A 23,438-nucleotide genomic window follows, 5' to 3' on the forward strand; every position below is an offset into this window, starting at 1 on the left:
GTATATGAACAGGCAAAAATATTACTTTCCAGTTTTTGGGGAACCCTTTTTTGAAAGATTATAATCCTGAACCAATTTTAAGGTATGATTTATAGACTTACTGGTTGTTCCGCCTTCATGTCCCGGAATAACATATTTCGGATTCTTGAATTTAGACTGAACTTTTTTAATTGATTTTTCCCATTCTTTCACATCAGAATCACCCAAATACCCCAAATCTTCGGCTTCGGCACTTTTTATAAAACAAGCTCCGTACAATATTTTCTCTTTGTTAAACCAAACCACAATATTATCTGGCGCGTGTCCTTTTCCTGGATAATACACTTCAAATTTATGATTTCCAACTGTAAATGTGGTATCGTTTGGAAATACAAATTCAGCTCTTGGTTCTTTTTTTTCTTTGAGGATTTTGTCCGTTAAATTTCCTGAATAGGTTTTGATTCCTTTTTTTCTATAAAAATCCAATCCGCCAGCACGATCGTCATGCGAATGCGTCGCAAAAACCATAACAATATCTTTATTGTGTTTTGTTTTTATACTGTCGATTAAAGGTTCAAACTGTGTTTTATCCCATGGAGCATCAAAAAGCACAACCCCTTTATCTGTAACCAGATACAGGGCATTGGCAGAAATTTTCACTCCATTATAATCATTAAAGGTTTTATAAACATAAAAGTCACCCGTAAGATGACTTATTTGTAATGGCGAATTCTTAGACTGTGCAAAGCTATTTGAAGCAATGACCAGAAATAAAATTATCGATGCTAATTTTCGCATTAGTTGTTATGAATTTAATTTTTTACTCTTGTCCAGTATTGGGTTCTTCCCATTAAAGAAATTCCGATATATCCACGAAGTTTTAGTTTATCAGCAGACTCTAATGAAATATAGCATTTGTATTTTTTGCCATTTGTAGGATCCAAAATAGTTCCTCCGTTGTATTCTGATCCGTCTTTTTTAAGACCGTTAATGATAACCATTCCTAAAATTGGCTTATTTTTTTCTGCTCCTTCGCATTTTACACAAACGTCTTTTTTATGGCTTTCACGTGTAATTTCTACCACTTTACCATAAATTTTTCCTGACTTTTCATAGATCTCTACTACAGACTTTGCTTCTCCTGTTTCATCATCGATTGTTTTCCATTTTCCAATTACACTTTGGCTTTGCATGGTCAAGGCAAAGAAGAACACTCCGATAGTTAGCATCAAATTTTTCATATTATTTTTCTTTTTTTTGTTTTAATTTTCTGATAGAAGCGTTCAATTCGAACCCTAAAAGCAGAATCATACAGTTTATCCAAATATAAAACATTAGAATTAATAATGTCCCAATAGAACCATAAAGTTCATTATATTTTGAAAATTTTATAACCCAAATCCCAAAAAAGAACGAAGATATAACAAATAAGACTGTGGTAAAAACAGATCCAATGCTTATAAAAGGCACTTTATTATATTGTTTTGTACCATAACGCAATAATATTGAAGATGTTATCAAAATCATTAAAACCACAAACAAATATCGTCCCAAAATAATCAGCGGAATGCGATCACTTAGAACATCCTGAATAATTGTTTTTTGAATAAATACTTCAAAAACAACAATTATTGCTACTGTTACAAACAATATAAAAGTCATTATTAAGGAAATTGCCAGTGCAACTAGATATTGCCTAAAGAAACCGCGTTTATCAAAAACGTGTTTAGAAGATTCGAAACCGCTCAGGATTCCGTTAATTCCGTTCGCCATTAAAAAAATCGAAAGCAAAAATCCCGATGATAATAAGCCCGAATGACTATTATTTAAAATATCGCTGATGATTTTACTGATGGCATCAAAAGTATTTGGCGGTACATTCTGCTGCACAAATTGCAGGAAGTCATCTTGAAAATTCTCTATCGGAATGTACGGAATTAAGTTTAAAATAAACAACGCAAAAGGAAATAAAGCCATAAAAAAGCTAAAAGAAACCGCGCTGGCATGATATGAAAATGCACCTTCAAGAATTCCTAAAGTATACATTTCGAGTAAATCATACAGCGAAAAGCCTTCCAGCCAAGGTAGTTTTATTCTTTTAAAAAGTCGGGCTATAGAACGAACCACAGGTATTTTCTCAATCCGATCTTCTATCTCTTGCGACATATTTTTTGATTTTAGATTGTTGAGTTTGGATTATATAAATCAACTCATAAATGTATAACTCAAAATTTATAGCTCCATTAAAAAGCCTTTAAACTCAAATCCATGTTGTAAACAGAATGCGTTAAAGCTCCTGATGAAATATAATTTACTCCGCATAAAGCATATTCGCGGATGGTTTTTTCGTTGATATTTCCTGAAGATTCCGTCTGGCATTTATTGCCAATCAATTCTACAGCAGTTTTAGTATCTTCATAATTAAAATTATCAATCAGGATTCTGTGAACGCCTTCGCTTTGCAAAATCTCTCTGATTTCGTCTAAATTTCGAGCTTCAACAATAATTTTTAAATCCAGATTGTTTTCTTTTAGATATTCTTTTGTTTTAGCAATGGCACGTGTAATTCCACCTGCAAAGTCAATATGATTGTCTTTTAACATTACCATATCGTAAAGCGCAAAACGGTGATTCTCTCCTCCACCAATTTTTACAGCCCATTTTTCTGCAACTCTGAAATTTGGAGTGGTTTTACGAGTATCCAATATTTTGGCTCCAGTTCCTTCCAAAAGCGCTACATATTGATTGGTTTTAGTCGCAATCGCAGACATTCTCTGCATAGTATTCAAAACCACTCTTTCAGCTTTTAAAATAGATTGTGAACTTCCAGAAACTTCAAAAACAACTTCGCCATATTCTACATTCGTTCCATCTTCAATAAAAGTTTTTACTTTCAATTTTGGATCTACATGTTCAAATATCATTTTAGCAAGTTCAACACCAGCAATTATTCCTTGGTCTTTTACTAATAATTTTGCCTGACCGTGAGCGGTATCAGGAATACAGGCCAGCGAACTATAATCGCCTGTACCAACATCTTCTCTTATGGCATTGCTTATCAAAAGTTGTAATTCTGCTTGAAATTGAGCTTCGCTTATCATTTTTCTATTTTTAATAATATGCTAAATTAGGACTTATTTTATGGATTTAAAAGTTTCCTTTCTGCGAAAAGTATTTTAAAACATTAAAATTTTCTTTTTTAACCATTAAGACATTAAGAAAATTAAGTTCAAACTTCTTAATGCTACTTTAATTAAACGATCAGCTTTAAAAATTTCTTTTAAGCAATCTATTGATTAAGAAAAATTAAGCTCAAACCGTAATAAACTTAATGCCTTAATGGTGAAAAAATAGAAAAACATTAAATATCTTTGAGACTCAATCATGCAAAATTTATGGGATTAATTAAAGATATTTATTCTGTTTCTTTTTACGAAAAATTTGGTCAGGCTGTTGCCGAAGTGCATCCTTCATTCAATAAACAGAAATTTATTGAAGCCATTTACGAAGGTGATTTTGTGCAGAAAGAATGGAAAGAACGAATGAAACATACAACCGTGGTGCTTCATCAATTCATGCCTCAAAATTTTGCTGAAGCCGCTTCTTTACTTAATAAAATTATCGAAAACTTAAAGAGAAATAGCTTTACTGATGGGAATCTTGCTTTCATTTTCTTTGCCGATTATATCGAAATGTACGGTTTAGACGATTTTGAAACTTCGGTAAAAGCATTTGTTTCTATTACACAATTTATAAGCTGCGAGTTTGCGGTTCGTCCTTTCATTTTAAAATACAAAGAAAGAATGATCAACGAGATGATAAAATGGTCTTTGCACGAAAATCATCACGTACGAAGATTGGCAAGCGAAGGTTCACGACCAAGATTGCCTTGGGCAATGGCGATTCCGTTTCTTAAAAAAGATCCTACATCTATCCTTCCTATTCTAGAAAATCTAAAAAATGATCCATCAGAATATGTTCGCAGAAGCGTTGCCAATAATTTAAATGATATTGCCAAAGATAATCCCCAAATCGTACTTGAAATCGCTTCAAGATGGAAAGGTCATAGCAAAGAAACCGATGGAATTATCAAGCATGGCTGCCGCACTTTATTAAAACAAGGACATCCTGAAATTTTAGGTCATTATGGTTTAGAAAGCACGAATATCGAACTTTCGTCTTTTGAAATCAAAACACCAAAAGTAAAAATTGGAGATTATCTGCAGTTTCATTTTCACTTAAACAATAAAAACACAGAACCCAAAACAGTTCGCTTGGAATATGCCGTTCATTATAAAAAAGCAAAAGGACATTTGGCAAAGAAAGTCTTCAAAATCAGTGAAAAAATCTATCATCCCAATCAGTTAACAAAGATTGAAAGAAATCAATCTTTTAAATTAATTACAACACGTGTTTTTCATACCGGAATCCATCAATTATCAATTATTATTAACGGGACTGAAAGTGACGTTTTGGAGTTTGAATTGACGGATTAAAATTTAAATTCTAAAAAAGACATCTAATCAGTGTTGTCAGACTGAGCGAAGTCGAAGTCACATTTGCTGAATCACTTTGCGGGACTTCACTTCGCTCAGCCTGACAAAAGAACACAAATATTTCAAAATCAACAATTTGAACAAATTAGACATTTTCCTTACTTTTATAGATAATACCAAAAATAACTTTTCTTAATCTAAATTAAGTTACAAACAAGTATTGCTATTGTAATTTTGTTTTCAAATCAAAATAATATCACATGTCAAACATCAGTTTAATTATCGAAGAACGTGCTGCCAATATTGGCAATTTTATGGTTGGTAGATTATTGCCTTTCCGTGAAAAAAGAGCCGTTGGACCATTTGTATTTATCGATCATATGGGACCTGCTCATTTAAGTGACCATGAAAATATGGATGTTCCTCCGCATCCGCATATTGGACTTTCTACACTTACTTTTTTATTTGAAGGAAGTATAATGCACCGCGATAGTTTAGGAACAGAGTTAGAAATAAAACCAGGCGCAGTTAACTGGATGACGGCTGGAAAAGGAATCGTTCACTCTGAAAGAACTCCTGAATATTTAAGACATTCAGATAAAATGCTTCACGGATTGCAGATTTGGGTGGCACTTCCAAAAGAATTGGAACAAATGGATCCGAATTTCACGCATGTTGAAGCACAAGATATTCCAGCTTGGGAAGAAAACGGAGTTTCTTTCAAATTGATTGCTGGTGAAGCTTTTGGGAAAAAATCACCAGTTCCAGTTTATAGTCCGTTGTATTTTATTGAAATTAAAAGCAAAGAAGCGCAAAAAATTAATATTGGAAAAGATTTATTCGGCGAAAGCGGATTGTATATTTTAGAAGGAAGCATCAAAAGCGGTGAACATGTTTACGATCCAAAACAGATATTAATTACAACCGACAGCACACTTTGTGAATTTGAAATTTCCGAAAATTCTACAGTTTATATTTTTGGAGGACAGCCGTTTCCTGAAGAACATTTTATCTTTTGGAACTTTGTTTCTTCGGATAAAAACCTCATCGAAAAAGCAAAACAAGATTGGACAGCTCAGACTTTCCCAAAAGTTCCAGGCGAAACTGAATTTGTACCATTACCAGAACCAAGAATCAAATAATTATGGATACTGTTTCGGCAAAAATAGATACACGTTTGTATCGCACAGAAATTACTTCTGCAAGTGGAAATGTTTTAATTTCAGATGAACCTCAGCAATTAGGCGGAAAAAATTTAGGTTTAAATCCAACCGAACTTTTGGCTTCTTCATTGGCTTCTTGTACCTTGATTACGTTGCGAATGTATATTAATCGCAAACAATGGAACGTCGAAGAAATCAATGTCAAGATTGATTTTGAAAGAGATTCAGAACGAAATTGCACCTCATTTACCCGAAGAATTGAAGTAATAGGCGAAGTTGACGACGAGCAAAGACGTAGATTAGAGACGATTGCAAACAGTTGTCCAATTCACAAAACATTGACACATTCAATCGAAATTAAAACCACATTAATATAATTATCATGGAAATTCAACAAACAAACGATACAAGAAGAGGTTCTTTTGACGCTATTGAAGACGGAAAAGAAGCTGGAAAAATGACATACACTTGGGCAGGAGATTCAAAATTCATCATTGACCATACAGAAGTGAGTCCGGAATTTAATGGAAAAGGTGTGGGTAAAAAACTGGTTTTAGCAGCAGTAGATTATGCTAGAGCCAATAATGTGAAAATTATTCCGCTTTGTCCTTTCGCGAAAAGCGTTTTTGATAAGGTCGAAGAAATTCGTGATGTACTTTTCTCTTAAGGGACAAAGTCACAAAGGTTCAAAGCGACAAAGGTTTATTGTAGAGACGCACTGCTGCGTGTCTTTCTTTTTTAACCGCAAAGAGCGCAAAGGGATTACGCAAAGTTCGCAAAGTTTTTTATACAAAGCTCTGCGAACTTTGCGTTTATACCAAGTCTACCTTGTAACAAAACCTTGCGTTCTTTGCATTAAAAAATCACCGCTACAATACGTTTACACAACGAATGTCTACAATACGTTAGACACACTGCATTGCGCAATATTGAAACTTTTTTCGTAAAGTGACAAAGTTACAAAGGGACATAGGTTATTGTAGATACGCACAACAATGCGTCTTTCTTTTTTAACCGCAAAGAGTGCAAAAGGATTACGCAAAGTTCGCAAAGTTTTTTATACAAAGCTCTGCGAACTTTGCGTTTATACCAAGTCTACCTGGTAACAAAACCTTGCGAACTTTGCGTTAAAAAATCACCGCTGCAATGCGTTTACACAACTAATGTCTACCATACGTTAGACGCACTGCAGTGCGCCTTTTTTATTTAATTTGCTATTACTCATTTATTCTAAACTTTGCCCCTTTGTTACTTTGCAACTTTGAACCTCAAATAAAAATCGTATATTTGCGCGTAATTTAATCTTAGAGTATGACAAGAATAATTACACTTTTCTGCATTTTTATAGCACAAATTGGCTTTTCTCAATCAGCTGAGAGTTATTTAGAAAAAATCAGAAATAATGAAGCTCTCTTAACCGCTTTCTTTCAACAAATGCCTAAAGGAGGCGATTTACACCATCACTTTTCAGGATCTGTTTATGCAGAACCGCTTTTAGAAAGAGCAATTGCAGAAGACTTTTATTTGAATCTTGAAACTATGGCGGTTTCTAAAACCAAACCCGAAAAAGGAAACTGGGAAAATTTTTCATCTCTTGCTGCCAAAGGAAAATTAGATTATTACGAGCAGCAAGTCATACAAACTTGGTCGGCTAAAGATTATAACGGCGTTTCTGTACCTTCTGATGATTTGTTTTTTGATTCTTTTCAAAAATTCGAACCTACCATCAGCGGTCATTTTGCAGAAGGAATGCTGGAATTAAAAAAACGTGCTATCGCTGAAAATGTACTTTATATAGAAACGCAGTTAAGTACAATTCCGTGTGATATGAATGTTTCTGATTTGACCGATTTCAACTCGAAATTACGTCAGGCAGCAGATCAAAAAGACGAAAAAGCTGTTCTTAAGCTTTTAGATGAATTATACAAATCGCTTCAGAAAAAAGACGCTAAAAAATATGCTGATAATTTCAATACCAATTTCTTAGCAAAACTGCATAAAGATTTAAAAATCGATGATGAAAAATTCACCATGCGTTATCAAAACTTTGTGCTTCGTTTTATGGAACCTGTAGATTTATTTAAAAATCTGGTCATTGCTTTTATTTCGTCAAGCGAAAGCAAACTAACCGCTGGTGTAAATATTGTTTCTCCAGAACATGGAAAAACTTCCATGAAGGATTACTGGCTTCACATGGTTATGTTTAAATATTGCCACTCAAAATTTCCAGATGTAAAATATACGCTTCATGCGGGCGAATTGACATTAGGATTGGTTCAGCCAGAAGAATTAACTTGGCATATTAATGATGCAATTTATATTGCTGGTGCAAACCGAATTGGTCACGGAGTTGATATTGCTTACGAAGCCAATTCATATGATTTGCTGAAATATATGTCTGAAAAGAATATTCCGATTGAAATTAATTTGGTGAGTAATGAATTCATTTTGAAAGTAAAAGAAAACAGACATCCGTTTACACTTTACAAAGAATTTAATGTGCCAATTGTAATCAGCACTGACGACGCGGGTATTTTAAGAAGCAATATGACTGAACAATATGTTTTACTCGCAAAAAGATACCCTGATGTGAATTACGAAACGATAAAAAAATACGTTTATAACAGCATCAATTACAGTTTTATTCAAGATGCTTCGGTTAAAAAACAATTACTAAAAGATTTAGATAGTCGTTTTAAAGCTTTTGAAGCCAAGTTTTCTAAAAACTAACATTTGTTAATCTGTGCGAAGATTGCACGCAGATTTTACAGATTTAAGCTGATGATCGCAGATTTCTTTTATATTAAAATATCAAAAAATCTGCCTAAATCTGTAAAATCTGCGTGAAAAAAAATATATAAATTATGATTTTAGAAGGAGCATTTCTTTATGTAAAACCAGAATTAGCCTCTCAATTTGAAGCTGATTTTGCGAAAGCAAGTCAATATATTTCTTCAATTGATGGATATTTAGGACATCGTTTGGAAAAATGTCTGGAAGTTGAAAACAAATACCTTTTATTAGTGGATTGGAACACATTAGAAGATCATACAATTGGTTTTCGAACTTCTAAAGCGTATTTGGAATGGAAAAAGATTTTGCATCATTATTACGAGCCATTTCCAATTGTAGAACACTTTGAATCTGTTTTTGAAAATAAAAAACAATAATTAAAATTAGCTTTTCATAAAAATTGAAACACATAGAAACATAGATTTTTTATTGTTTCTATTTAAGTTTACATAAAAAGCAAGCTTTAACACATAGCTATGTGCATTTAAATTAGTGAAGCGCCTTTTGCAGATAAAGTAAACTATATTTCTATGTGTTTAAATTAAATTCGTGGCAAAAAAAACTTAAATAATGAACATCAAACTTCTCGCAATAGGCAAAACAGATAATAAATCGCTTCAAACTTTGATTGACGATTATACTAAACGTTTGTCATTTTACATCAAATTTGATTTGGAAGTTATTCCAGACATCAAAAACGTAAAAAACTTATCTGAAAGCCAGCAAAAAGAAAAAGAAGGCGAACTCATTCTTTCAAAACTTTCTGCCACAGATCAATTGATTTTATTAGATGAAAATGGAAAGACTTTTTCAAGCGTTGGGTTCTCTGAAGAATTACAAAAGAAAATGAATTCTGGTGTCAAAACTTTGGTTTTTGTAATTGGCGGCCCTTATGGCTTTTCTGAAACTGTTTATAAAAAAGCACAGGGAAAAGTTTCGCTTTCGCTAATGACTTTTTCGCATCAAATGGTACGTTTATTTTTCATCGAACAATTGTACCGCGGATTTACGATTTTACGAAACGAACCTTATCATCATCAGTAATATAAATATACAGTCTCAGTTTTTAGTATTCAGTATTTTAAAAAATGAATTCTACTGGAAGTTTATCCAGATTATAAGTCACATCTTTTTGAAGTAGAATTTTATATTGAATGTATTCTTCATAACTCATATTCTTATCGAATAAAAAGACCAAATTTGGGACTCTGTCAAACTTTATACTATAAAATTGTTTTAATATTTCTGAAATTTTTATTTCCTGATTCCCCATAAAAACCTGTTGTTTCCCTTTTTTAAAGTACACAACAAAATTTCCTCTTTCGGGTCTATCCATTTTATAAAACACTTTCGTAAAAGGCAGAAATGCCAAATTCTTCCCAACAGAATCTGCATATGAATAATAGTTTTCAGATTCCTCATTTTGATGCATTTTTTCATTTCGCTTTTTTTCCTGCATTTTAATTACTTCAGGAATTACGAGTTTCAAAGGCAAACGTTTGTCTATGTTGAAAATCCAGTTCGTTGAAATAATAGCGCTTTTCCGGTTTAAATCTGCGATTGTATCTTTTCCATCCACTTTAAAAAAGAGGTAAATTGGGGAATGATCTTGTACATCTTTTACAATTGAAATGTTTGATTTTGGTAACAATACGTCTTCTTTTTTTCCGCAGGAAAATAGAAGGCAAATTATAAGTAGAGAAAGGTATTTCATAAAAAAGCAATTTAATTTTAAACACATAGAATCATAGATTTTGGAAACTTACAGAAGGCGTTTCACTGACATTAACAAACAGAGCTATGTGTGGAAACTTGTTTCTTTCAATCCTTTTAACACAATAAAATCTATGTTTCTATGTGTTAAAATAATAGACATTAAAAATCCGTAGTTAACTTTCCAAACAAAGTAACACATTCCGCAGCTTCTTTCACATCATGAACGCGAAGAATTTTTGCGCCTTTTGTCAAAGCAATCGTATTTAAGAAAGTGGTTCCGTTTAGAGCTTCTTGAGGCGTAATATCAAGTGTTTTATAAATCATTGATTTTCTTGAAATTCCTGCTAAAACTGGTAAATCTAAAACATTAAAAAGTTCCATTTTTTGCATTACTTCATAATTCTGATCGGTTGTTTTAGCAAAGCCGAAACCTGGATCTAAAATGAGATCGTTGATTCCTAAACTTCTCGCTTTTTTTACTTTTTCAGAAAAATAAAAAAGCATTTCTTTACTAATATCATCATATTGCGTCAAACTCTGCATTGTCTGCGGATTTCCACGCATGTGCATCATTATATACGGAACGTTGTAATGCGCAATTACGTCAAACATTTTTTCGTCTAACTCTCCTGCCGCAATATCATTTATAATCGCCGCGCCGCTTTCTATACTCGCTTTGGCAACTTCTGCTCTAAAAGTATCAATTGACAACAAAGTTTCCGGAAAATGCTTTAAAATCAATTCGATTGCCGGAACAATTCTGTCTATTTCTTCTTGTTCCGTTACAAACTCTGCGCTGGGTTTACTCGAATATGCTCCAATATCGATGAAAGCTGCGCCTTCAGAAAGCATTTTATCAACCTGCGAAAGAATTTCGTTTTCATTTTTATATTTCCCGCCGTCAAAGAAAGAATTTGGAGTAACATTAAGGATTCCCATAACTTTAGGAATCGACAAATCTATAAGTTCTCCTTTACAGTTAATTGTCATTGTTTTGTTTGTTTTATTTGTTTCAAGTTTCAGGTTTAACGTTTATCCCGTTAACAATTTGTTTAGAAAAACTTGAAACCTGAAACTTGAAACTCTTTAATTTTTCCTTATTTTTGAAGAAATTTTAGCAAATATACAGCATATAAATGAAGAATACTTCCCAAGAGTTTGATAATGTAATCGCAGTCTGCCGAACTTTGTTTATCAATAAAATGAAAGATTATGGCAGTGCATGGAGAATTTTAAGACTTCCATCATTGACAGATCAGATTTTCATAAAAGCACAAAGAATTAGAAGTTTACAGGAAAATGAAATCCGTAAAGTTGATGAAGACGAGAAAGGAGAATTTATCGGAATCATCAATTATTCTATTATGGCTTTGATTCAGTTAGAATTAGGTGTTGTTGACCAGCCTGATCTTGATGTGGAAAAAGCAACTGAATTGTATGATGCTAAAGTGCAGCTTACTAAAGATTTAATGGAAGCCAAAAACCACGATTACGGTGAGGCCTGGCGTGATATGCGAGTAAGTTCTTTAACTGATTTAATTCTGCAGAAACTCCTTCGCGTTAAGCAAATCGAGGATAACAAAGGTAAAACATTAGTTTCTGAAGGAATTGATGCTAATTATCAGGATATGATTAATTATTCTGTTTTTGCATTAATCCTTAATCCTATTACGAAATAAAATTTCAAAAAATAAAATCCCAAATTCCAACTTTAAAATTGGTTTTGGGATTTAAAAAATTTGGAATTAAAACCCTAAATATTTGTCATGAAAAACATCATTACTCAATTTTCCCGATTATTTGTCGGTGTATTATTTATTATTTCTGGATTAATAAAATTGAATGATCCTGTTGGATTTTCATATAAACTGGCCGAATATTTTAGTGAGCCGGTTTTCAATATGCCTTTTTTAGAGCCGCTGGCTTTAGGATTAGCGATTTTTTTAGTAATTCTAGAAGTCGTTCTGGGTGTTATGTTATTAGTAGGTTATAAAGCCACACAAACTATTTGGGCATTATTACTTTTAATCGTTTTCTTCACGTTCCTTACCTTCTACTCTGCTTATTTTGATGTAGTAAAAGATTGCGGTTGTTTTGGAGACGCTTTACACTTAACGCCTTGGCAGTCATTTGGTAAAGACGTTATTTTATTATTCTTTATTTTGATTTTATTCATCAATCAAAAATTAATAAAACCTTTATTTTCAAATTCAAAAACTAATCTTGTCGTTTATTTAAGCGTTGTTCTATCGGCTTTTATGGCGTATTGGGTTTTAAATCATAATCCAATTAAAGATTTTCGTCCGTATAAAGTTGGAAACAACATTCAGAAAGGAATGGAAATTCCAGAAGACGCTCCAAAATCTGTGGTGGAAATGATTTTCATTTACAAAGTAAACGGAGTTGATAAAGAGTTTACTGAGAAAGATTTAATGAATATTCCAGAAGGCGCTACTTTCGTCGATCGTAAAGATAAAGTTATTACAGAAGGTTATGTTCCGCCAATTCATGATTTTACGATGACAAAAGATGATGCTGATCACAAAGATGAATTGCTGCAAGAACCAAAATTAGTGATTTTTGTAACCTATGATTTAAGCAAATCGAAACCAGAAGGCATGAAAAAACTAGCTAAAGTTACAGAAGATGCCAAAGCAAAAGGATATAAAGTTATTGCCATGACCGCATCTGGAGCTGATGAAATCGCAAAAGCTAAAAAAGATTACAATTTAAATGTAGATTTTTACTTCTGCGACGCAACTACTCTAAAAACAGTTGAAAGAGCCAATCCAAGCATTGTGGTTTTACATAAAGGAACTGTAGTTCAAAAACTTCATTACAACGATATTGATGATTTAAAATTATCTGATACAGCATATAGTCTTTAATCGAATTATAGATATGAAATAGGCGCCGAAAAACAATTTAGCTTTTCGGCGCTTTTCTTTTGTAAACTATTTTTCAGCCAAAAAAGCTAAATTTCATTTTGCAAATAATATTCCTAGATTTGAATAATGGCAGAATAAATTTTATTCAGACAATAAATTTGTAATGAGCCATTGCTAAATGTTCGTATACACAATAGAAAACTTAGAAATTAAAATGCCATCTTTAAACTTGATTACTCAAATTTAAATACATATTCACAATGAAAAAACACTGCCATCTAATTATTCTATCATTTACAATTCTATTTAGTATTATAAGTTTTGGGCAGAAAAAAAATAACGACCAATCTTATATATTTTTTCTTCATAATAAATTTGTTGAAGAACATAATTTGAACGAATCTCACCCAGAATATGGAAAAGCCGAATACAATGAAATTTTAAATTCTTTTAGAAAAGATAATTTTATTGTTTTAAGTGAAATTCGAAGCAAAAATACTAATGTTCCAAACTATGCCCAAAAGATTGTAAAGCAGATTCAGGAATTATTAAAAAAAGGTGTTGCACCTAACAAAATAACGGTTATTGGAACATCTAAAGGCGGTTATATTGCACAATATGTTTCAACGTATTTAGCCAATCCAAATGTAAATTTTGTTTTTATTGGCTGCTTTAGAGATGTTGATATTGAGGAAATTCCAGATATTAATTTCTGCGGAAATATTTTGACAATTTATGAAAAATCAGATATTTATGGTGTTTCGGCAATAAGAAGAAAAGAAACTTCAAAACTGAAAATCAATCATTTTAAAGAAGTTGAACTAAACACTGGTTTAAAACATGGATTTTTGTTCAAAGCATTAGACGGCTGGATTGTGCCATGCAAAAAATGGGCATCGGGAAATTATGATTTGAATTAATCAAAATCTCAAAAAAAGTCTTCAATAATTATTTTTATTGAAGGCTTTTTTATTCCAAATCTGACGTTTTTTTCTCTTTAAAATTATTTAAAATGCTATTTTTTTAACCTTATTTTCGTCTTTCAAAAAAATCATTTCAAAAATAAGCCGAATTTAAAACCAACTATTACGATTTCATTCCTCTTTTTTCAACCAAAACCGATTGTTTTGTTATAAAATAAACGTCTCTTCAAATTTTGTTAATCTACATTTGGCTTTCAATTTGTTTGTTTAACTTTGTTCGCAGCCATTTTTTAATGCTCGCAAAACACAATTCAAAACGTGGAATTTCAAATTCCGCTATAAATAATTTTTGACATAACTATGAAACAAATTGCTTTAGCTGTAATAGCATTTATTACTTTTTCATGCTCTCAAGCTCAGAAAACCAGTTTTTCAAAAGAAGCTTTATCTGAAAAATTATTAGGAACTGATGATAGTCAGACTACTTTTAAAAACATTTTAAAAAAATACAAAGGAAAAACATTAGTAATCGAAGTTTGGGCTTCTTGGTGCGGCGACTGTGTAAAAGCAATGCCGAAATTAAAAGAATTACAAGCTAATAATCCTGATGTTTCTTACCTGTTTATTTCGGCTGATAAAACGGCTGATAAATGGAAAGCAGGAATTGAAAAACACGAATTAAACAAAGGCGATCATTATATGATGAACGACGGGATGAAAGGTCTTTTTGGAAAAGCAATTGACTTAGACTGGATTCCAAGATACATTGTTATCGACAAAACTGGAAAAATTGTTTTATACCGCGCTATCGAAACTGATTTCGATAAAATAAATGAAACGCTTAAAAGCTTAAAATAAAATCAATTTAATGGCAGTTCTTAAAATGCCGTTATTTTGATTTACTTCATTCAAACAAAAAAATTAAAAGAATAACAAAAACTACCAAAATGAGAAAATCGATTGTTGCAGGAAACTGGAAAATGCATAAAAATGCAGCTCAAACTGAAGAATTATTAAACGAGTTAATTGCTAAAGTTCCAGCAAAAACTAATGCACAAGTAATTGTAGCGCCAACTTTTGTAAACTTACAAGTGGCAGCTGCAAAATTAAAAAACACAACTATTGGAGTTTCTGCTCAAAATGTTCACCAAGCTGAAGGTGGCGCTTTTACAGGAGAAATCTCTGCAGATATGTTAACAAGCATTGGTGTTAACACCGTAATTTTAGGTCACTCTGAGCGTAGAGCTATTTTCCACGAAACAGATGCTTTAATCGCAAGTAAAGTAGATACTGCTTTGAAACACGACATGACAGTTATTTTCTGTTTTGGAGAAGAATTAAAAGATCGTCAATCTGGAAATCACTTCAACATTGTTGAAAACCAATTACGTGACGGTGTATTCCACATTGCAAAAGAATCTTGGTCTAAAATTGTTTTAGCATACGAGCCAGTTTGGGCTATTGGAACAGGAGAAACTGCTTCACCAGAACAAGCTCAAGAAATGCACGAATTCATTAGAGAAACTATCCGTAAAGCTTTTGGAGCTGAAATCGCTGATGAAGTTTCTATTTTATACGGTGGTTCTGTAAAACCAGAAAATGCTAAAGAAATCTTCTCTAAACCAGACGTAGATGGTGGTTTAATTGGAGGTGCTGCTTTAAAAGCAGATGATTTCTTGGCTATTGTTACCGCTATCTAAGATTTTAGATTTTAGATTTTAGATTTTAGATTTTAGATTTTAGATTTTAGATTTTAGATTTTAGATTTTAGATTTTAGATTTTAGATTTTGAAATCGCTATATAAAAAAAGCGTTCGCACAGCGAACGCTTTTTTTATTGATACTACAACTCAGTTTTAATTTTTAATTTTTAATTTTTAATTTTTAATTAAAAAAATTAATTAATAAACGACGACAATAACGGACAATCGTATTTTTTGAAAATTGACGTTTTACTATAAACTGAATAAAAATCACGAAGTTCTTTTCCGGCTTTAAATGCAGGTCTGTTGTCATCGATAAAATCGGCGTAATATCCATAATAATTACATTCGAAAATCATTAAACTTGCCATTGCCTTTTCGTTGTTGTTTTTGGATATTTTTAAGGCTTTTTCATAATACAATTTCGCCATTTTCAAATGGTAATAATTACCGTTTTGGTATTTCTTTTCATTGGCAGAGTTGTCACCGTAAATGTAATCTACATAAGAATTTCCGGAAGTCCAGTCGTATGCGCTCATCATCCAAGAGTTTCCTAAATACGAAACATTAAAGTAAGCATGCGCTAATTGCAGGTTACTAGATGCTGTATTTTGTTTTTTCAGCTGAATCAATTTGGCAATAAAATCTGTTTTATTGAAGTGATAATCGAATTTTCGCTCTTCCTGCTTTTGAAGAATCTTTGGTATAAAAGGATTTTCATTCAAATAATTTTTATACTCATAATTCTTATCCCAAAAATCCTTCGGCATGCTGGCAAATGTTTCGTAAGCCAATTCCAGATTATTATTTCTGAAAGCAATGGTTCCTTTTAAATCTTTATAATAATTGATATCAGAAGCAATGGTTCCCGTACAAAGATATTTTTCAAAAGGCGTTTTATCATCTTTCTTCTGCAAAGCAATTAAACGATCTATATCTTCTGTAGTAGCATGACGATCAAAATAACCAATATAACTATAAAAATAAGGACTGTCGTAAACAGAATATCCACCTTCATTTTTAATATCAGATTTCATGTTTAAGAGACCTGCTAAAACAGTATCCCCTTTTTTGTAGAATTCGTCACTTGCAATTCGATATAAACTGTATAAGTTTTTAAACAATCCATTATCTTTTTCTGCCAAATTTTCAATTGAATTGAAATACGCATAAAGCTGATTTTGTACTTTTTCATTCTTCAAATCATCTTGTTTTAAAGAAACTAAAGCCAATAACATGTTCTTCTGCATTTGTATTGATTGATTAGCATTTGAAGAAATCATAGCAGTATATTTCTTTCCTAAATCTATTTCATCATTCAAAAATAAAATTTGTGCGATTCCTGCACTCAAATAATCTCTCTGCTCGCCAGAAGTTTTATCATGAATACTAATTAGAAAATCCCTTACTTGTCTTAAATAAAAAATGTCTTTGGTGTAATTTTCAGCTTTAGCTTTGGCATAATTATCATACCAACTCATACTATCAAATACAACAGAAGGCGTTCCATTATTTGTATATTGCGGTGTTAAAAGCCAGTCTTCTAACTTATTAATTTCTCTACCAATCAAAAAACTCAAATACAAACTATTTGGATTGAGTTCGTGTATTTTTTTTAGTGTTTCTAAATCTGGTGCTGGATTTCTAAGACTTTCGATCGTTAGAATAGCGCTTCGTTCTGCATCGTTTTGAGCCAACGTTAAAGTTTCATTTTTTAGTTTCCAGTTATAATGCTGTAAAACAGCAAATGATTTTTCTTCGCATGAAACGAATACTTTGCTTAAAAGATAGTTCTGCATTGGAAAATCAGTAATACATAAAGCTTTGTAATACAATGCCCAAGGTTTCAAAATGGTGTTTGATTCTTTAGTAAAATAAGTATCATACAATTTGATTACCTGGTTTTTATCTCCGGCATAAAAACTATATCTTAAATATAAAAACGCATATCGCTGTTTCAAAAAATCATCTTTGGCAGAATTTATTTTTTTATCAAAACTTCCTAAATCAGCTAATGCATGGTTTTGATTTCCATATCCAATATTTCCCCATGATTCCCATTGTACTTCTTGGCTGCTGCTGTATTCTATTTTCTTGGCAAATACAATATAATTGAGATAAGCTTTGTTTTTTGACTTTAATAATGCCTGTATAAAAGTATTTTTAGGAAATGCTGTTTGTAATGTTTTATTTTCAAAAGCACTTTCAATCAGCTCAGAATTTGTTTCGTATAAAATGGTATAAACATCTTCAGGTTTAACGGTTTCTCCTAATTTTTTCTGCCATTCTTTACAATTTACATCCCAATCGACTGTAGAAATAGTATTGGTAGAATAATACAAGTCTGCCGAATAATAAAAGGGCGTGAGTTTAAAAAAACCTTCTCTTTCTGCTTTAAACAATGCTAGACGAGAAGTTTCGGGTTCTACACTCCATCCGCATGCAGACGAAAGCTGAAAAACCAATAACAAAAACAAACTGCTAAAAACTTTCATAGTATTTAGATATATTTTCGGTTCCATAATCTTTAATGTATTTTTTATCAAAAGAGAAAAACGTTATTTTAGTCTGATCGTCAATTGAAATTTTATTTTTTATAATCGAAATCATTTTTTCGAGTTCTGTGTCAGATATTTTCTCTATTCTGATTTCGTCTCCGTTTCGCAAATAGGTTCCGCCAACCAAAATATCATCTTGTAAAAGGTATTTATCATTTTCAATCTTCTTAAACTTATTCCTATTGTTGATTACATCTTCATAATCAGACAAAATTCCTTTAAACTCATTCCCCCTAAAAACAACTGCCCAGCTGTATAATGGCAAAGCAACATCAAGCTTTAGTTTATAATCACTATGGGTTAAATATTGTTCTAATTCTGTACTCGTTCCTATTGAATTTTTAGTCTGAAAATCATCTGGTTTTGTGATATTATAGCACATCAGCAATCCTTTATCAACTGGCGGAATTCCAGCTTTTGTGGCATATTTATACTGCCATAAACGAATCGTTGACGCAATTTTAGCATTAGGAAACTGATTTTTGACTTTATCCAATAAATAAAAATAGTTCTTCTTTGATTTTTCTGTCCAGTCGCAGTCAATCAGAATTTCTTTAAAATCTACTTTTAATTTAGCCAGTTCAGCAGATCGTACTGAATCATAATTTAATGATTTATAGTTTTCCTGATTATAATCACTTCTTGTATAAACAATATTTGATGCTTTTCTTTGAGCCTTACTCTCGAGCATTTTTTTACCAATATCCTGCACGCGTTTCGCAATTCTAATAGCAAGACTATCCAGTTGTTTTTTATTGGTATTCAAAACAACATCATTTGCGATAAAAATACTAGGTGTAACTTCCGGATTGCTTTCGTTTAGTTCTATATTTCTGATTGTGGCCACTGGAAGTGCTTCTTTGGAATATGGATTCCAGTTTACATCAAAAAAACGGAGATATAAATGTTTTACACCCATTTTATGAATCAAAGAATCATCTTCCTGCTGAAAGTACAAATCTGTTTTCCAGTAACAAAAAGACCGAACAATATCATGTTCTTTTACACAACCCATTCCGTTTAAGATAAGAAAGAGTAAAATAATAAGCATATTCTTCATAACGTGAAAATTCCTATAAAAGAAGATCAAAGTTAGCATTAATAATTTCCAGTTTCTGATTTATTTATGAACAACTTTTGCATTTGATTCATACCTTTGCAAAAATTTTTTTTATGTCAAATATATATTTAGGATATCACTTTACGATAGAGCCAAAAGAACTTGGATCAGAAATTTTAGTTGCTGAATTGGGCGAAAAAGCGTTTGAAAGTTTTACAGAGACTGAAAACGGAATTTCGGCTTTTGTGAAGAAGGATTTATGGGACGAAAATATTCTGGATGATATTTATATTTTGCAGTCTGAAGAGTTTAAAATTGAATATACAATTGAAGAAATCGATCAGGTGAACTGGAATGAAGAATGGGAAAAAAACTTTGAACCTATTGATGTAGATGGAAAATGCCATGTTCGCGCTCCTTTTCACGAAAAAACAGATGCTGAATTTGATATTGTAATCGAACCTAAAATGAGTTTTGGAACTGGTCATCACGAAACCACTCATATGATGATCCAGCATTTATTGGAGATAGACGTTAAAGGTTTAAAAACTCTTGATATGGGATGCGGAACTGCCATTTTAGCCATTTTAGCCGAAATGAAAGGCGCAGAACCTATTGATGCTATCGATATTGACAATTGGTGTTACCTCAACTCTATCGAAAATGCAGAACGCAATAATTGTAAACATATCAGCGTTTATGAAGGCGATGCAGCATTATTGGCAGGAAAAAAATACGATTTGATTATTGCCAACATCAACAGAAACATTTTGTTAAACGATATGCAGGCATATGTAGATAGTTTAAACCCAAAAGGAATTATTTTATTCAGCGGTTTTTATGAAGAAGACATTCCTTTTATCGATGCTTCATGTACTGAAAAAGGCTTAACGTATGTTAAAAAGCTTCAGCGAAACAACTGGGTTTCATTAAAATACGTAAATTAGTATAAAGGAATTACAACAAACAAGTACAAAAACTTATAAAAAATGAGTACTAAAGAAAAAGTAAAAGAAAGAGTTCGCGAAAAGCAGGCTACAGTCTTCAATAACGAAATTGTTCTTTACAACGACGATGTAAATACTTTTGATCACGTTATTGACACACTTATGCGTGTTTGTGACCACACTCCTGAACAAGCAGAACAATGTTCCTTAATTGTACATTACAACGGAAAATGCACTGTAAAAACAGGTCCTATCGACAAATTAAAACCCCAATGTACACTTCTTTTAGAAGCTGGGCTTAGTGCCGAGATTGTTTAGTTTTTGAAAATATTGTAAAAAGCATTCTATTTTATTCTATATTTGACATAAATAGAATGCTTTTTTTATGGAAGAATACGGAAAGATATTAATTATCGCAATGCCGGTTTTTTTAGCCCTCATTATTATTGAAAAAATATACGGCATTTATAAAAAAAACGACACTGCTCCTTTAATCGACAGTGTATCGAGCATTAGTTCTGGAATAACCAATTCTGTTAAAGACGTTTTAGGTTTAAGCGTTACTTTTCTTTCCTATGAATGGATGGTTTCCAAAATTGCCATTTTTCATCAAGAGCCTAGCGTTATATCTTACATCATTGCTTTTTTTGTAATTGATTTTTACGGTTACTGGAGCCATAGATTTGCTCATCAAATTAACTTTTTCTGGAACAAACACGCGATACATCATAGCAGCGAAGAATTTAATCTGGCCTGCGCACTCCGCCAGCCTATTGCTAGTTTAGCCAATTTATTTACTTTTTTACTGATTCCGGCTGCTCTTCTAGGCGTTCCTGCTTCTGTTATTGCTATCACTCTTCCACTGCATTTGTTTTTACAATTTTGGTATCATACAAAACATATCAAAAAATTGGGATTTCTAGAACACATTATTGTTACGCCTTCTCATCATAGGGTTCATCATGCTATAAATCCCGAATATTTAGATAAGAACCATTCACAAATATTTATTTTTTGGGATAAATGGTTTGGTACTTTTCAAGAAGAATTAGATGATGTTCCTCCTGTGTTTGGAATCACCAGACCTGCTCATACATGGAATCCTGTAAAAATTAATTTTCAGCATTTGACTTTATTGATTAAAGATGCCTGGCGCGCCGAAAACTTGAAAGACAAACTGACAATCTGGTTTAAACCAACAGGATGGCGTCCAGCAGATTTCGATGAAAAATATCCAGTATACAAAATCGAAAACGTATTTGATTTTGAAAAATATGGTACCAATAATTCTAAAAAACTTATTTACTGGTCGGTTATTCAGATTTTGATAACGCTTTTATTTGTGAGTTATCTGTTTGATAATATTGCCAAAATTGGTCTCCCAAATATATTCATCTATGGATTTTTTATTTTGGTAACCATCTACAGCAATTCTGAACTTATGGATAAAAGCCGATATGCCATATTTTGGGAAGGTTTTCGATTAGTATCTGCAATTGGTATTATCACCTATTATGGTGACTGGTTTGGTTTAAACTCAATTTTTCATTTAAGTAATTATATCGTTTTAAGCTATTTAGTCTTGTCGTTTTTGATAAGCATTTACTTTGTAACAATTGATTTCAAAACCAATCAAAACCAAACCCACAATGAAAAAAAATCTTTTCTTTAAAATCTTTACAGTCTTTAGTTTTCTCTATCTGCTTCTTTTATTCTTAGGACACGAAAATTTTGATTATTATTTAAAACCCATATTAATTCCTTTACTGACAATTGGTGTTTATTTTAATAAAAAATTTGCAACTCGAAAAATTCTTTTAGCCGCCCTATTTTTCTCTTGGATTGGCGATGTTATTTTACTCTTTGCTGATATTTCAGAAATCTATTTCATTATTGGTTTAGTTTCTTTTCTAATTGCTCATATCTTGTACTGTGTTCTTTTTAATCGCCAGATAAAAGAAAGAGTTCGAAAAAACATCTCATTTTTTGTTGTAGGAAGCATTATCATTGCAGGCTATTTAATTGCGATGCTTTCTATTTTACTGCCTTCTTTAGGTGATTTAAAAATTCCAGTAATCGTCTACGCTTCCGTTATTTCAATAATGCTTTTGTTTGCTTACAACGGACTTTTGATCTGGCCGAAACCAGCAAATCAATTCGTATTTTTGGGTGCTTTGTTTTTTGTCATTTCAGACAGTATACTGGCCGTCAATAAATTTTACAATCCTCTCTGGAAAAGTTCATTTTTTATTATGCTGACTTATCTTGTGGCACAATATCTGATTGTAACAGGAATAATCAAACTAAACCGAAAAGAGAAAGACTAAATCAATTTTTACAAGTTTTAAAGCTGTATAAAAATTACGTTAACTCTTGCTGTTTGCGATAAAAAAACCTTTTACATTTGTAAGACCAAAATAACCTTTCTACCATGAAAAAAATAATCGTATTCCTTGTTTTATTAGCTACGGCAACTTCTTGTATCAGCACAAAATCTACTTTAAAAAATGTTGATGATAATGCGCCTGATTTAATTTTAAGCAGAAATAACACGTTTGTAATTTCACAATTCAGCAAAGACAAAAAATACGGATACGATCCTGATTATCCCGTAAATATATTCTTCAGAAATACTAGAAATGAAGCCGAAAACGAAGTACGTTTTTTAAATGCATTAGCGGGTCCAAATGGTGAAAAAATTACTTTTAAACGCTTAGAAACCTGTTGCCCTTTTCCAACAAAAAGAAGCGACATGGGAGCTGGATTTTTAAATGTTTACGAATTAACTTGGGAAGGACAAAAAAAGCCAATAACGCTTTATTTAAATGTATATGAAAAAGGAATTTTAATGGTTCCGATGGGATTGAGTCTGAAAAAGGAATAAGAAAATATTTAAATATGTTGGAAATTACGCCATTTATATTAATTCTTGTACCGCTTGTATTGCAGTTAATAGTGGGGACTAAGTCTATTCAGCATAAAAATTCTTTAAAGTTTGGCAGAATCTCTATTATTACTATAATTTCCCATATAATACTTTCTTATATCGCTTTCAAAATTTCCGATTATAATTTTACAAAGCAATACGAACAATATCCAAATCCAGCCAGATGCGGCATGCCTCTTTTAGGAATTGCCATGGCCTGTTTCTTTTTACTATGTGTCCTTCTTATGGTTATTTTAATTCAATTTTTAATTAAAAAATGGAGGAA

25 protein-coding genes are annotated in these 23,438 nt (G+C 32.0%); 17 read left to right on the forward strand and 8 right to left on the reverse strand.

The features are described from left to right. Nucleotides 1-21 precede the first annotated feature (21 nt). The 4 genes from bla-B1-FLAV to nadC form a co-directional block, all read right to left on the reverse strand. Nucleotides 22-777 (reverse strand): subclass B1 metallo-beta-lactamase, encoded by a 756-nt coding sequence (bla-B1-FLAV, locus tag P2W75_RS10900; protein ID WP_276380506.1) that lies wholly within the window; start codon nt 775-777, stop codon nt 22-24. Between the two features lie 14 nt (nt 778-791). After that, nucleotides 792-1,220, reverse strand: a complete 429-nt coding sequence (locus P2W75_RS10905) for a DUF2147 domain-containing protein (RefSeq protein WP_207296714.1) — start codon at nt 1,218-1,220, stop codon at nt 792-794. 1 nt (nt 1,221) lies between these two features. Further along, nucleotides 1,222-2,145, reverse strand: coding sequence for a YihY/virulence factor BrkB family protein (locus P2W75_RS10910; protein ID WP_276380507.1), 924 nt, complete (start codon nt 2,143-2,145; stop codon nt 1,222-1,224). A gap of 77 nt (nt 2,146-2,222) precedes the next feature. Then, complete coding sequence (nadC, locus tag P2W75_RS10915; protein WP_276380508.1) at nt 2,223-3,080, reverse strand: carboxylating nicotinate-nucleotide diphosphorylase; 858 nt, start codon at nt 3,078-3,080, stop codon at nt 2,223-2,225. Nucleotides 3,081-3,374: 294 nt separating this feature from the next. Here nadC and P2W75_RS10920 point away from each other — a divergent pair, with 294 nt between their 5' ends. The 7 genes from P2W75_RS10920 (at nt 3,375) to rlmH (ending at nt 9,475) form a co-directional block, all read left to right on the forward strand. After that, a complete protein-coding gene (locus tag P2W75_RS10920; protein ID WP_276380509.1) occupies nt 3,375-4,475 on the forward strand; it encodes a DNA alkylation repair protein in 1,101 nt (366 codons plus the stop codon). Nucleotides 4,476-4,735: 260 nt separating this feature from the next. Continuing rightward, on the forward strand, nt 4,736-5,617 hold the full coding sequence (locus tag P2W75_RS10925; protein WP_276380510.1) for a pirin family protein: 882 nt from the start codon (nt 4,736-4,738) through the stop codon (nt 5,615-5,617). A 2-nt stretch (nt 5,618-5,619) separates the two neighbouring features. Then, nucleotides 5,620-6,015, forward strand: coding sequence for an OsmC family protein (locus P2W75_RS10930; protein WP_276380511.1), 396 nt, complete (start codon nt 5,620-5,622; stop codon nt 6,013-6,015). A gap of 5 nt (nt 6,016-6,020) precedes the next feature. Next, nucleotides 6,021-6,305, forward strand: a complete 285-nt coding sequence (locus P2W75_RS10935; RefSeq protein WP_207296720.1) for a GNAT family N-acetyltransferase — start codon at nt 6,021-6,023, stop codon at nt 6,303-6,305. A gap of 644 nt (nt 6,306-6,949) precedes the next feature. Then, a complete protein-coding gene (locus tag P2W75_RS10940) occupies nt 6,950-8,368 on the forward strand; it encodes an adenosine deaminase (protein WP_276380512.1) in 1,419 nt (472 codons plus the stop codon). A gap of 134 nt (nt 8,369-8,502) precedes the next feature. Continuing rightward, a complete protein-coding gene (locus P2W75_RS10945; RefSeq protein ID WP_207296722.1) occupies nt 8,503-8,808 on the forward strand; it encodes an antibiotic biosynthesis monooxygenase in 306 nt (101 codons plus the stop codon). A gap of 193 nt (nt 8,809-9,001) precedes the next feature. Next, nucleotides 9,002-9,475, forward strand: a complete 474-nt coding sequence (gene rlmH / locus P2W75_RS10950; RefSeq protein WP_207296723.1) for a 23S rRNA (pseudouridine(1915)-N(3))-methyltransferase RlmH — start codon at nt 9,002-9,004, stop codon at nt 9,473-9,475. Between the two features lie 37 nt (nt 9,476-9,512). Here rlmH and P2W75_RS10955 read toward each other — a convergent pair whose 3' ends face one another. Together P2W75_RS10955 and folP are read right to left on the reverse strand one after the other, a co-directional pair. Further along, complete coding sequence (locus tag P2W75_RS10955) at nt 9,513-10,145, reverse strand: hypothetical protein (protein WP_276380513.1); 633 nt, start codon at nt 10,143-10,145, stop codon at nt 9,513-9,515. A gap of 161 nt (nt 10,146-10,306) precedes the next feature. Continuing rightward, nucleotides 10,307-11,137, reverse strand: a complete 831-nt coding sequence (gene folP / locus P2W75_RS10960; RefSeq protein ID WP_276380514.1) for a dihydropteroate synthase — start codon at nt 11,135-11,137, stop codon at nt 10,307-10,309. Between the two features lie 146 nt (nt 11,138-11,283). Here folP and P2W75_RS10965 point away from each other — a divergent pair, with 146 nt between their 5' ends. The 5 genes from P2W75_RS10965 to tpiA all read left to right on the forward strand — a co-directional run bounded on the left by P2W75_RS10965 (nt 11,284) and on the right by tpiA (nt 15,658). Beyond that, entirely contained in the window at nt 11,284-11,826 is a 543-nt protein-coding gene (locus P2W75_RS10965) for a DUF1599 domain-containing protein (RefSeq protein WP_207296726.1), read from the forward strand. A gap of 87 nt (nt 11,827-11,913) precedes the next feature. Next, on the forward strand, nt 11,914-13,035 hold the full coding sequence (locus tag P2W75_RS10970; RefSeq protein WP_276380515.1) for a BT_3928 family protein: 1,122 nt from the start codon (nt 11,914-11,916) through the stop codon (nt 13,033-13,035). A 260-nt stretch (nt 13,036-13,295) separates the two neighbouring features. Next, nucleotides 13,296-13,955, forward strand: a complete 660-nt coding sequence (locus P2W75_RS10975; RefSeq protein WP_276380516.1) for a YqiA/YcfP family alpha/beta fold hydrolase — start codon at nt 13,296-13,298, stop codon at nt 13,953-13,955. 363 nt (nt 13,956-14,318) lie between these two features. Further along, entirely contained in the window at nt 14,319-14,816 is a 498-nt protein-coding gene (locus P2W75_RS10980) for a TlpA disulfide reductase family protein (protein ID WP_207296729.1), read from the forward strand. Between the two features lie 89 nt (nt 14,817-14,905). Next, a complete protein-coding gene (gene tpiA / locus P2W75_RS10985) occupies nt 14,906-15,658 on the forward strand; it encodes a triose-phosphate isomerase (protein ID WP_276380517.1) in 753 nt (250 codons plus the stop codon). Between the two features lie 197 nt (nt 15,659-15,855). Here tpiA and P2W75_RS10990 read toward each other — a convergent pair whose 3' ends face one another. Then, a complete protein-coding gene (locus P2W75_RS10990) occupies nt 15,856-18,183 on the reverse strand; it encodes a hypothetical protein (protein ID WP_276380518.1) in 2,328 nt (775 codons plus the stop codon). After that, nucleotides 18,143-19,279 carry a hypothetical protein gene (locus P2W75_RS10995; RefSeq protein WP_276380519.1) on the reverse strand — a complete coding sequence of 379 codons (1,137 nt, stop codon included), beginning with the start codon at nt 19,277-19,279 and terminating at the stop codon, nt 18,143-18,145. The genes P2W75_RS10990 and P2W75_RS10995 overlap by 41 nt, the downstream gene beginning before the upstream one ends. 113 nt (nt 19,280-19,392) lie before the next feature. Here P2W75_RS10995 and prmA point away from each other — a divergent pair, with 113 nt between their 5' ends. From prmA to P2W75_RS11020, 5 genes are all read left to right on the forward strand, one after another. Beyond that, nucleotides 19,393-20,226, forward strand: a complete 834-nt coding sequence (gene prmA, locus P2W75_RS11000; RefSeq protein WP_276380520.1) for a 50S ribosomal protein L11 methyltransferase — start codon at nt 19,393-19,395, stop codon at nt 20,224-20,226. Nucleotides 20,227-20,268: 42 nt separating this feature from the next. Further along, nucleotides 20,269-20,544, forward strand: coding sequence for an ATP-dependent Clp protease adaptor ClpS (locus tag P2W75_RS11005; RefSeq protein ID WP_207296734.1), 276 nt, complete (start codon nt 20,269-20,271; stop codon nt 20,542-20,544). A gap of 67 nt (nt 20,545-20,611) precedes the next feature. Then, complete coding sequence (locus P2W75_RS11010; RefSeq protein ID WP_276380521.1) at nt 20,612-21,898, forward strand: sterol desaturase family protein; 1,287 nt, start codon at nt 20,612-20,614, stop codon at nt 21,896-21,898. Beyond that, nucleotides 21,876-22,553 carry a lysoplasmalogenase gene (locus P2W75_RS11015; RefSeq protein WP_276380522.1) on the forward strand — a complete coding sequence of 226 codons (678 nt, stop codon included), beginning with the start codon at nt 21,876-21,878 and terminating at the stop codon, nt 22,551-22,553. Before P2W75_RS11010 ends, P2W75_RS11015 begins: the two co-directional genes overlap by 23 nt. Before the next feature lie 104 nt (nt 22,554-22,657). Next, nucleotides 22,658-23,110 carry a 2-dehydro-3-deoxyphosphooctonate aldolase gene (locus tag P2W75_RS11020; protein ID WP_276380523.1) on the forward strand — a complete coding sequence of 151 codons (453 nt, stop codon included), beginning with the start codon at nt 22,658-22,660 and terminating at the stop codon, nt 23,108-23,110. Nucleotides 23,111-23,438 lie beyond the last annotated feature (328 nt).

The organism is Flavobacterium sp. H4147 (genome assembly GCF_029360735.1).
In the GTDB taxonomy this organism is placed as follows: Bacteria; Bacteroidota; Bacteroidia; order Flavobacteriales; family Flavobacteriaceae; genus Flavobacterium; species Flavobacterium endoglycinae.

Excerpts from the sequence above, each read along its gene's own strand:
- bla-B1-FLAV (WP_276380506.1), bottom strand. The coding sequence starts at position 777 with ATGCGAAAATTAGCATCGATAATTTTATTTCTGGTCATTGCTTCAAAT.
- P2W75_RS10905 (WP_207296714.1), bottom strand. The coding sequence starts at position 1,220 with ATGAAAAATTTGATGCTAACTATCGGAGTGTTCTTCTTTGCCTTGACC.
- P2W75_RS10910 (WP_276380507.1), bottom strand. The coding sequence starts at position 2,145 with ATGTCGCAAGAGATAGAAGATCGGATTGAGAAAATACCTGTGGTTCGT.
- nadC (WP_276380508.1), bottom strand. The coding sequence starts at position 3,080 with ATGATAAGCGAAGCTCAATTTCAAGCAGAATTACAACTTTTGATAAGC.
- P2W75_RS10920 (WP_276380509.1), top strand. The coding sequence starts at position 3,375 with ATGGGATTAATTAAAGATATTTATTCTGTTTCTTTTTACGAAAAATTT.
- P2W75_RS10925 (WP_276380510.1), top strand. The coding sequence starts at position 4,736 with ATGTCAAACATCAGTTTAATTATCGAAGAACGTGCTGCCAATATTGGC.
- P2W75_RS10930 (WP_276380511.1), top strand. The coding sequence starts at position 5,620 with ATGGATACTGTTTCGGCAAAAATAGATACACGTTTGTATCGCACAGAA.
- P2W75_RS10935 (WP_207296720.1), top strand. The coding sequence starts at position 6,021 with ATGGAAATTCAACAAACAAACGATACAAGAAGAGGTTCTTTTGACGCT.
- P2W75_RS10940 (WP_276380512.1), top strand. The coding sequence starts at position 6,950 with ATGACAAGAATAATTACACTTTTCTGCATTTTTATAGCACAAATTGGC.
- P2W75_RS10945 (WP_207296722.1), top strand. The coding sequence starts at position 8,503 with ATGATTTTAGAAGGAGCATTTCTTTATGTAAAACCAGAATTAGCCTCT.
- rlmH (WP_207296723.1), top strand. The coding sequence starts at position 9,002 with ATGAACATCAAACTTCTCGCAATAGGCAAAACAGATAATAAATCGCTT.
- P2W75_RS10955 (WP_276380513.1), bottom strand. The coding sequence starts at position 10,145 with ATGAAATACCTTTCTCTACTTATAATTTGCCTTCTATTTTCCTGCGGA.
- folP (WP_276380514.1), bottom strand. The coding sequence starts at position 11,137 with ATGACAATTAACTGTAAAGGAGAACTTATAGATTTGTCGATTCCTAAA.
- P2W75_RS10965 (WP_207296726.1), top strand. The coding sequence starts at position 11,284 with ATGAAGAATACTTCCCAAGAGTTTGATAATGTAATCGCAGTCTGCCGA.
- P2W75_RS10970 (WP_276380515.1), top strand. The coding sequence starts at position 11,914 with ATGAAAAACATCATTACTCAATTTTCCCGATTATTTGTCGGTGTATTA.
- P2W75_RS10975 (WP_276380516.1), top strand. The coding sequence starts at position 13,296 with ATGAAAAAACACTGCCATCTAATTATTCTATCATTTACAATTCTATTT.
- P2W75_RS10980 (WP_207296729.1), top strand. The coding sequence starts at position 14,319 with ATGAAACAAATTGCTTTAGCTGTAATAGCATTTATTACTTTTTCATGC.
- tpiA (WP_276380517.1), top strand. The coding sequence starts at position 14,906 with ATGAGAAAATCGATTGTTGCAGGAAACTGGAAAATGCATAAAAATGCA.
- P2W75_RS10990 (WP_276380518.1), bottom strand. The coding sequence starts at position 18,183 with ATGGAACCGAAAATATATCTAAATACTATGAAAGTTTTTAGCAGTTTG.
- P2W75_RS10995 (WP_276380519.1), bottom strand. The coding sequence starts at position 19,279 with ATGAAGAATATGCTTATTATTTTACTCTTTCTTATCTTAAACGGAATG.
- prmA (WP_276380520.1), top strand. The coding sequence starts at position 19,393 with ATGTCAAATATATATTTAGGATATCACTTTACGATAGAGCCAAAAGAA.
- P2W75_RS11005 (WP_207296734.1), top strand. The coding sequence starts at position 20,269 with ATGAGTACTAAAGAAAAAGTAAAAGAAAGAGTTCGCGAAAAGCAGGCT.
- P2W75_RS11010 (WP_276380521.1), top strand. The coding sequence starts at position 20,612 with ATGGAAGAATACGGAAAGATATTAATTATCGCAATGCCGGTTTTTTTA.
- P2W75_RS11015 (WP_276380522.1), top strand. The coding sequence starts at position 21,876 with ATGAAAAAAAATCTTTTCTTTAAAATCTTTACAGTCTTTAGTTTTCTC.
- P2W75_RS11020 (WP_276380523.1), top strand. The coding sequence starts at position 22,658 with ATGAAAAAAATAATCGTATTCCTTGTTTTATTAGCTACGGCAACTTCT.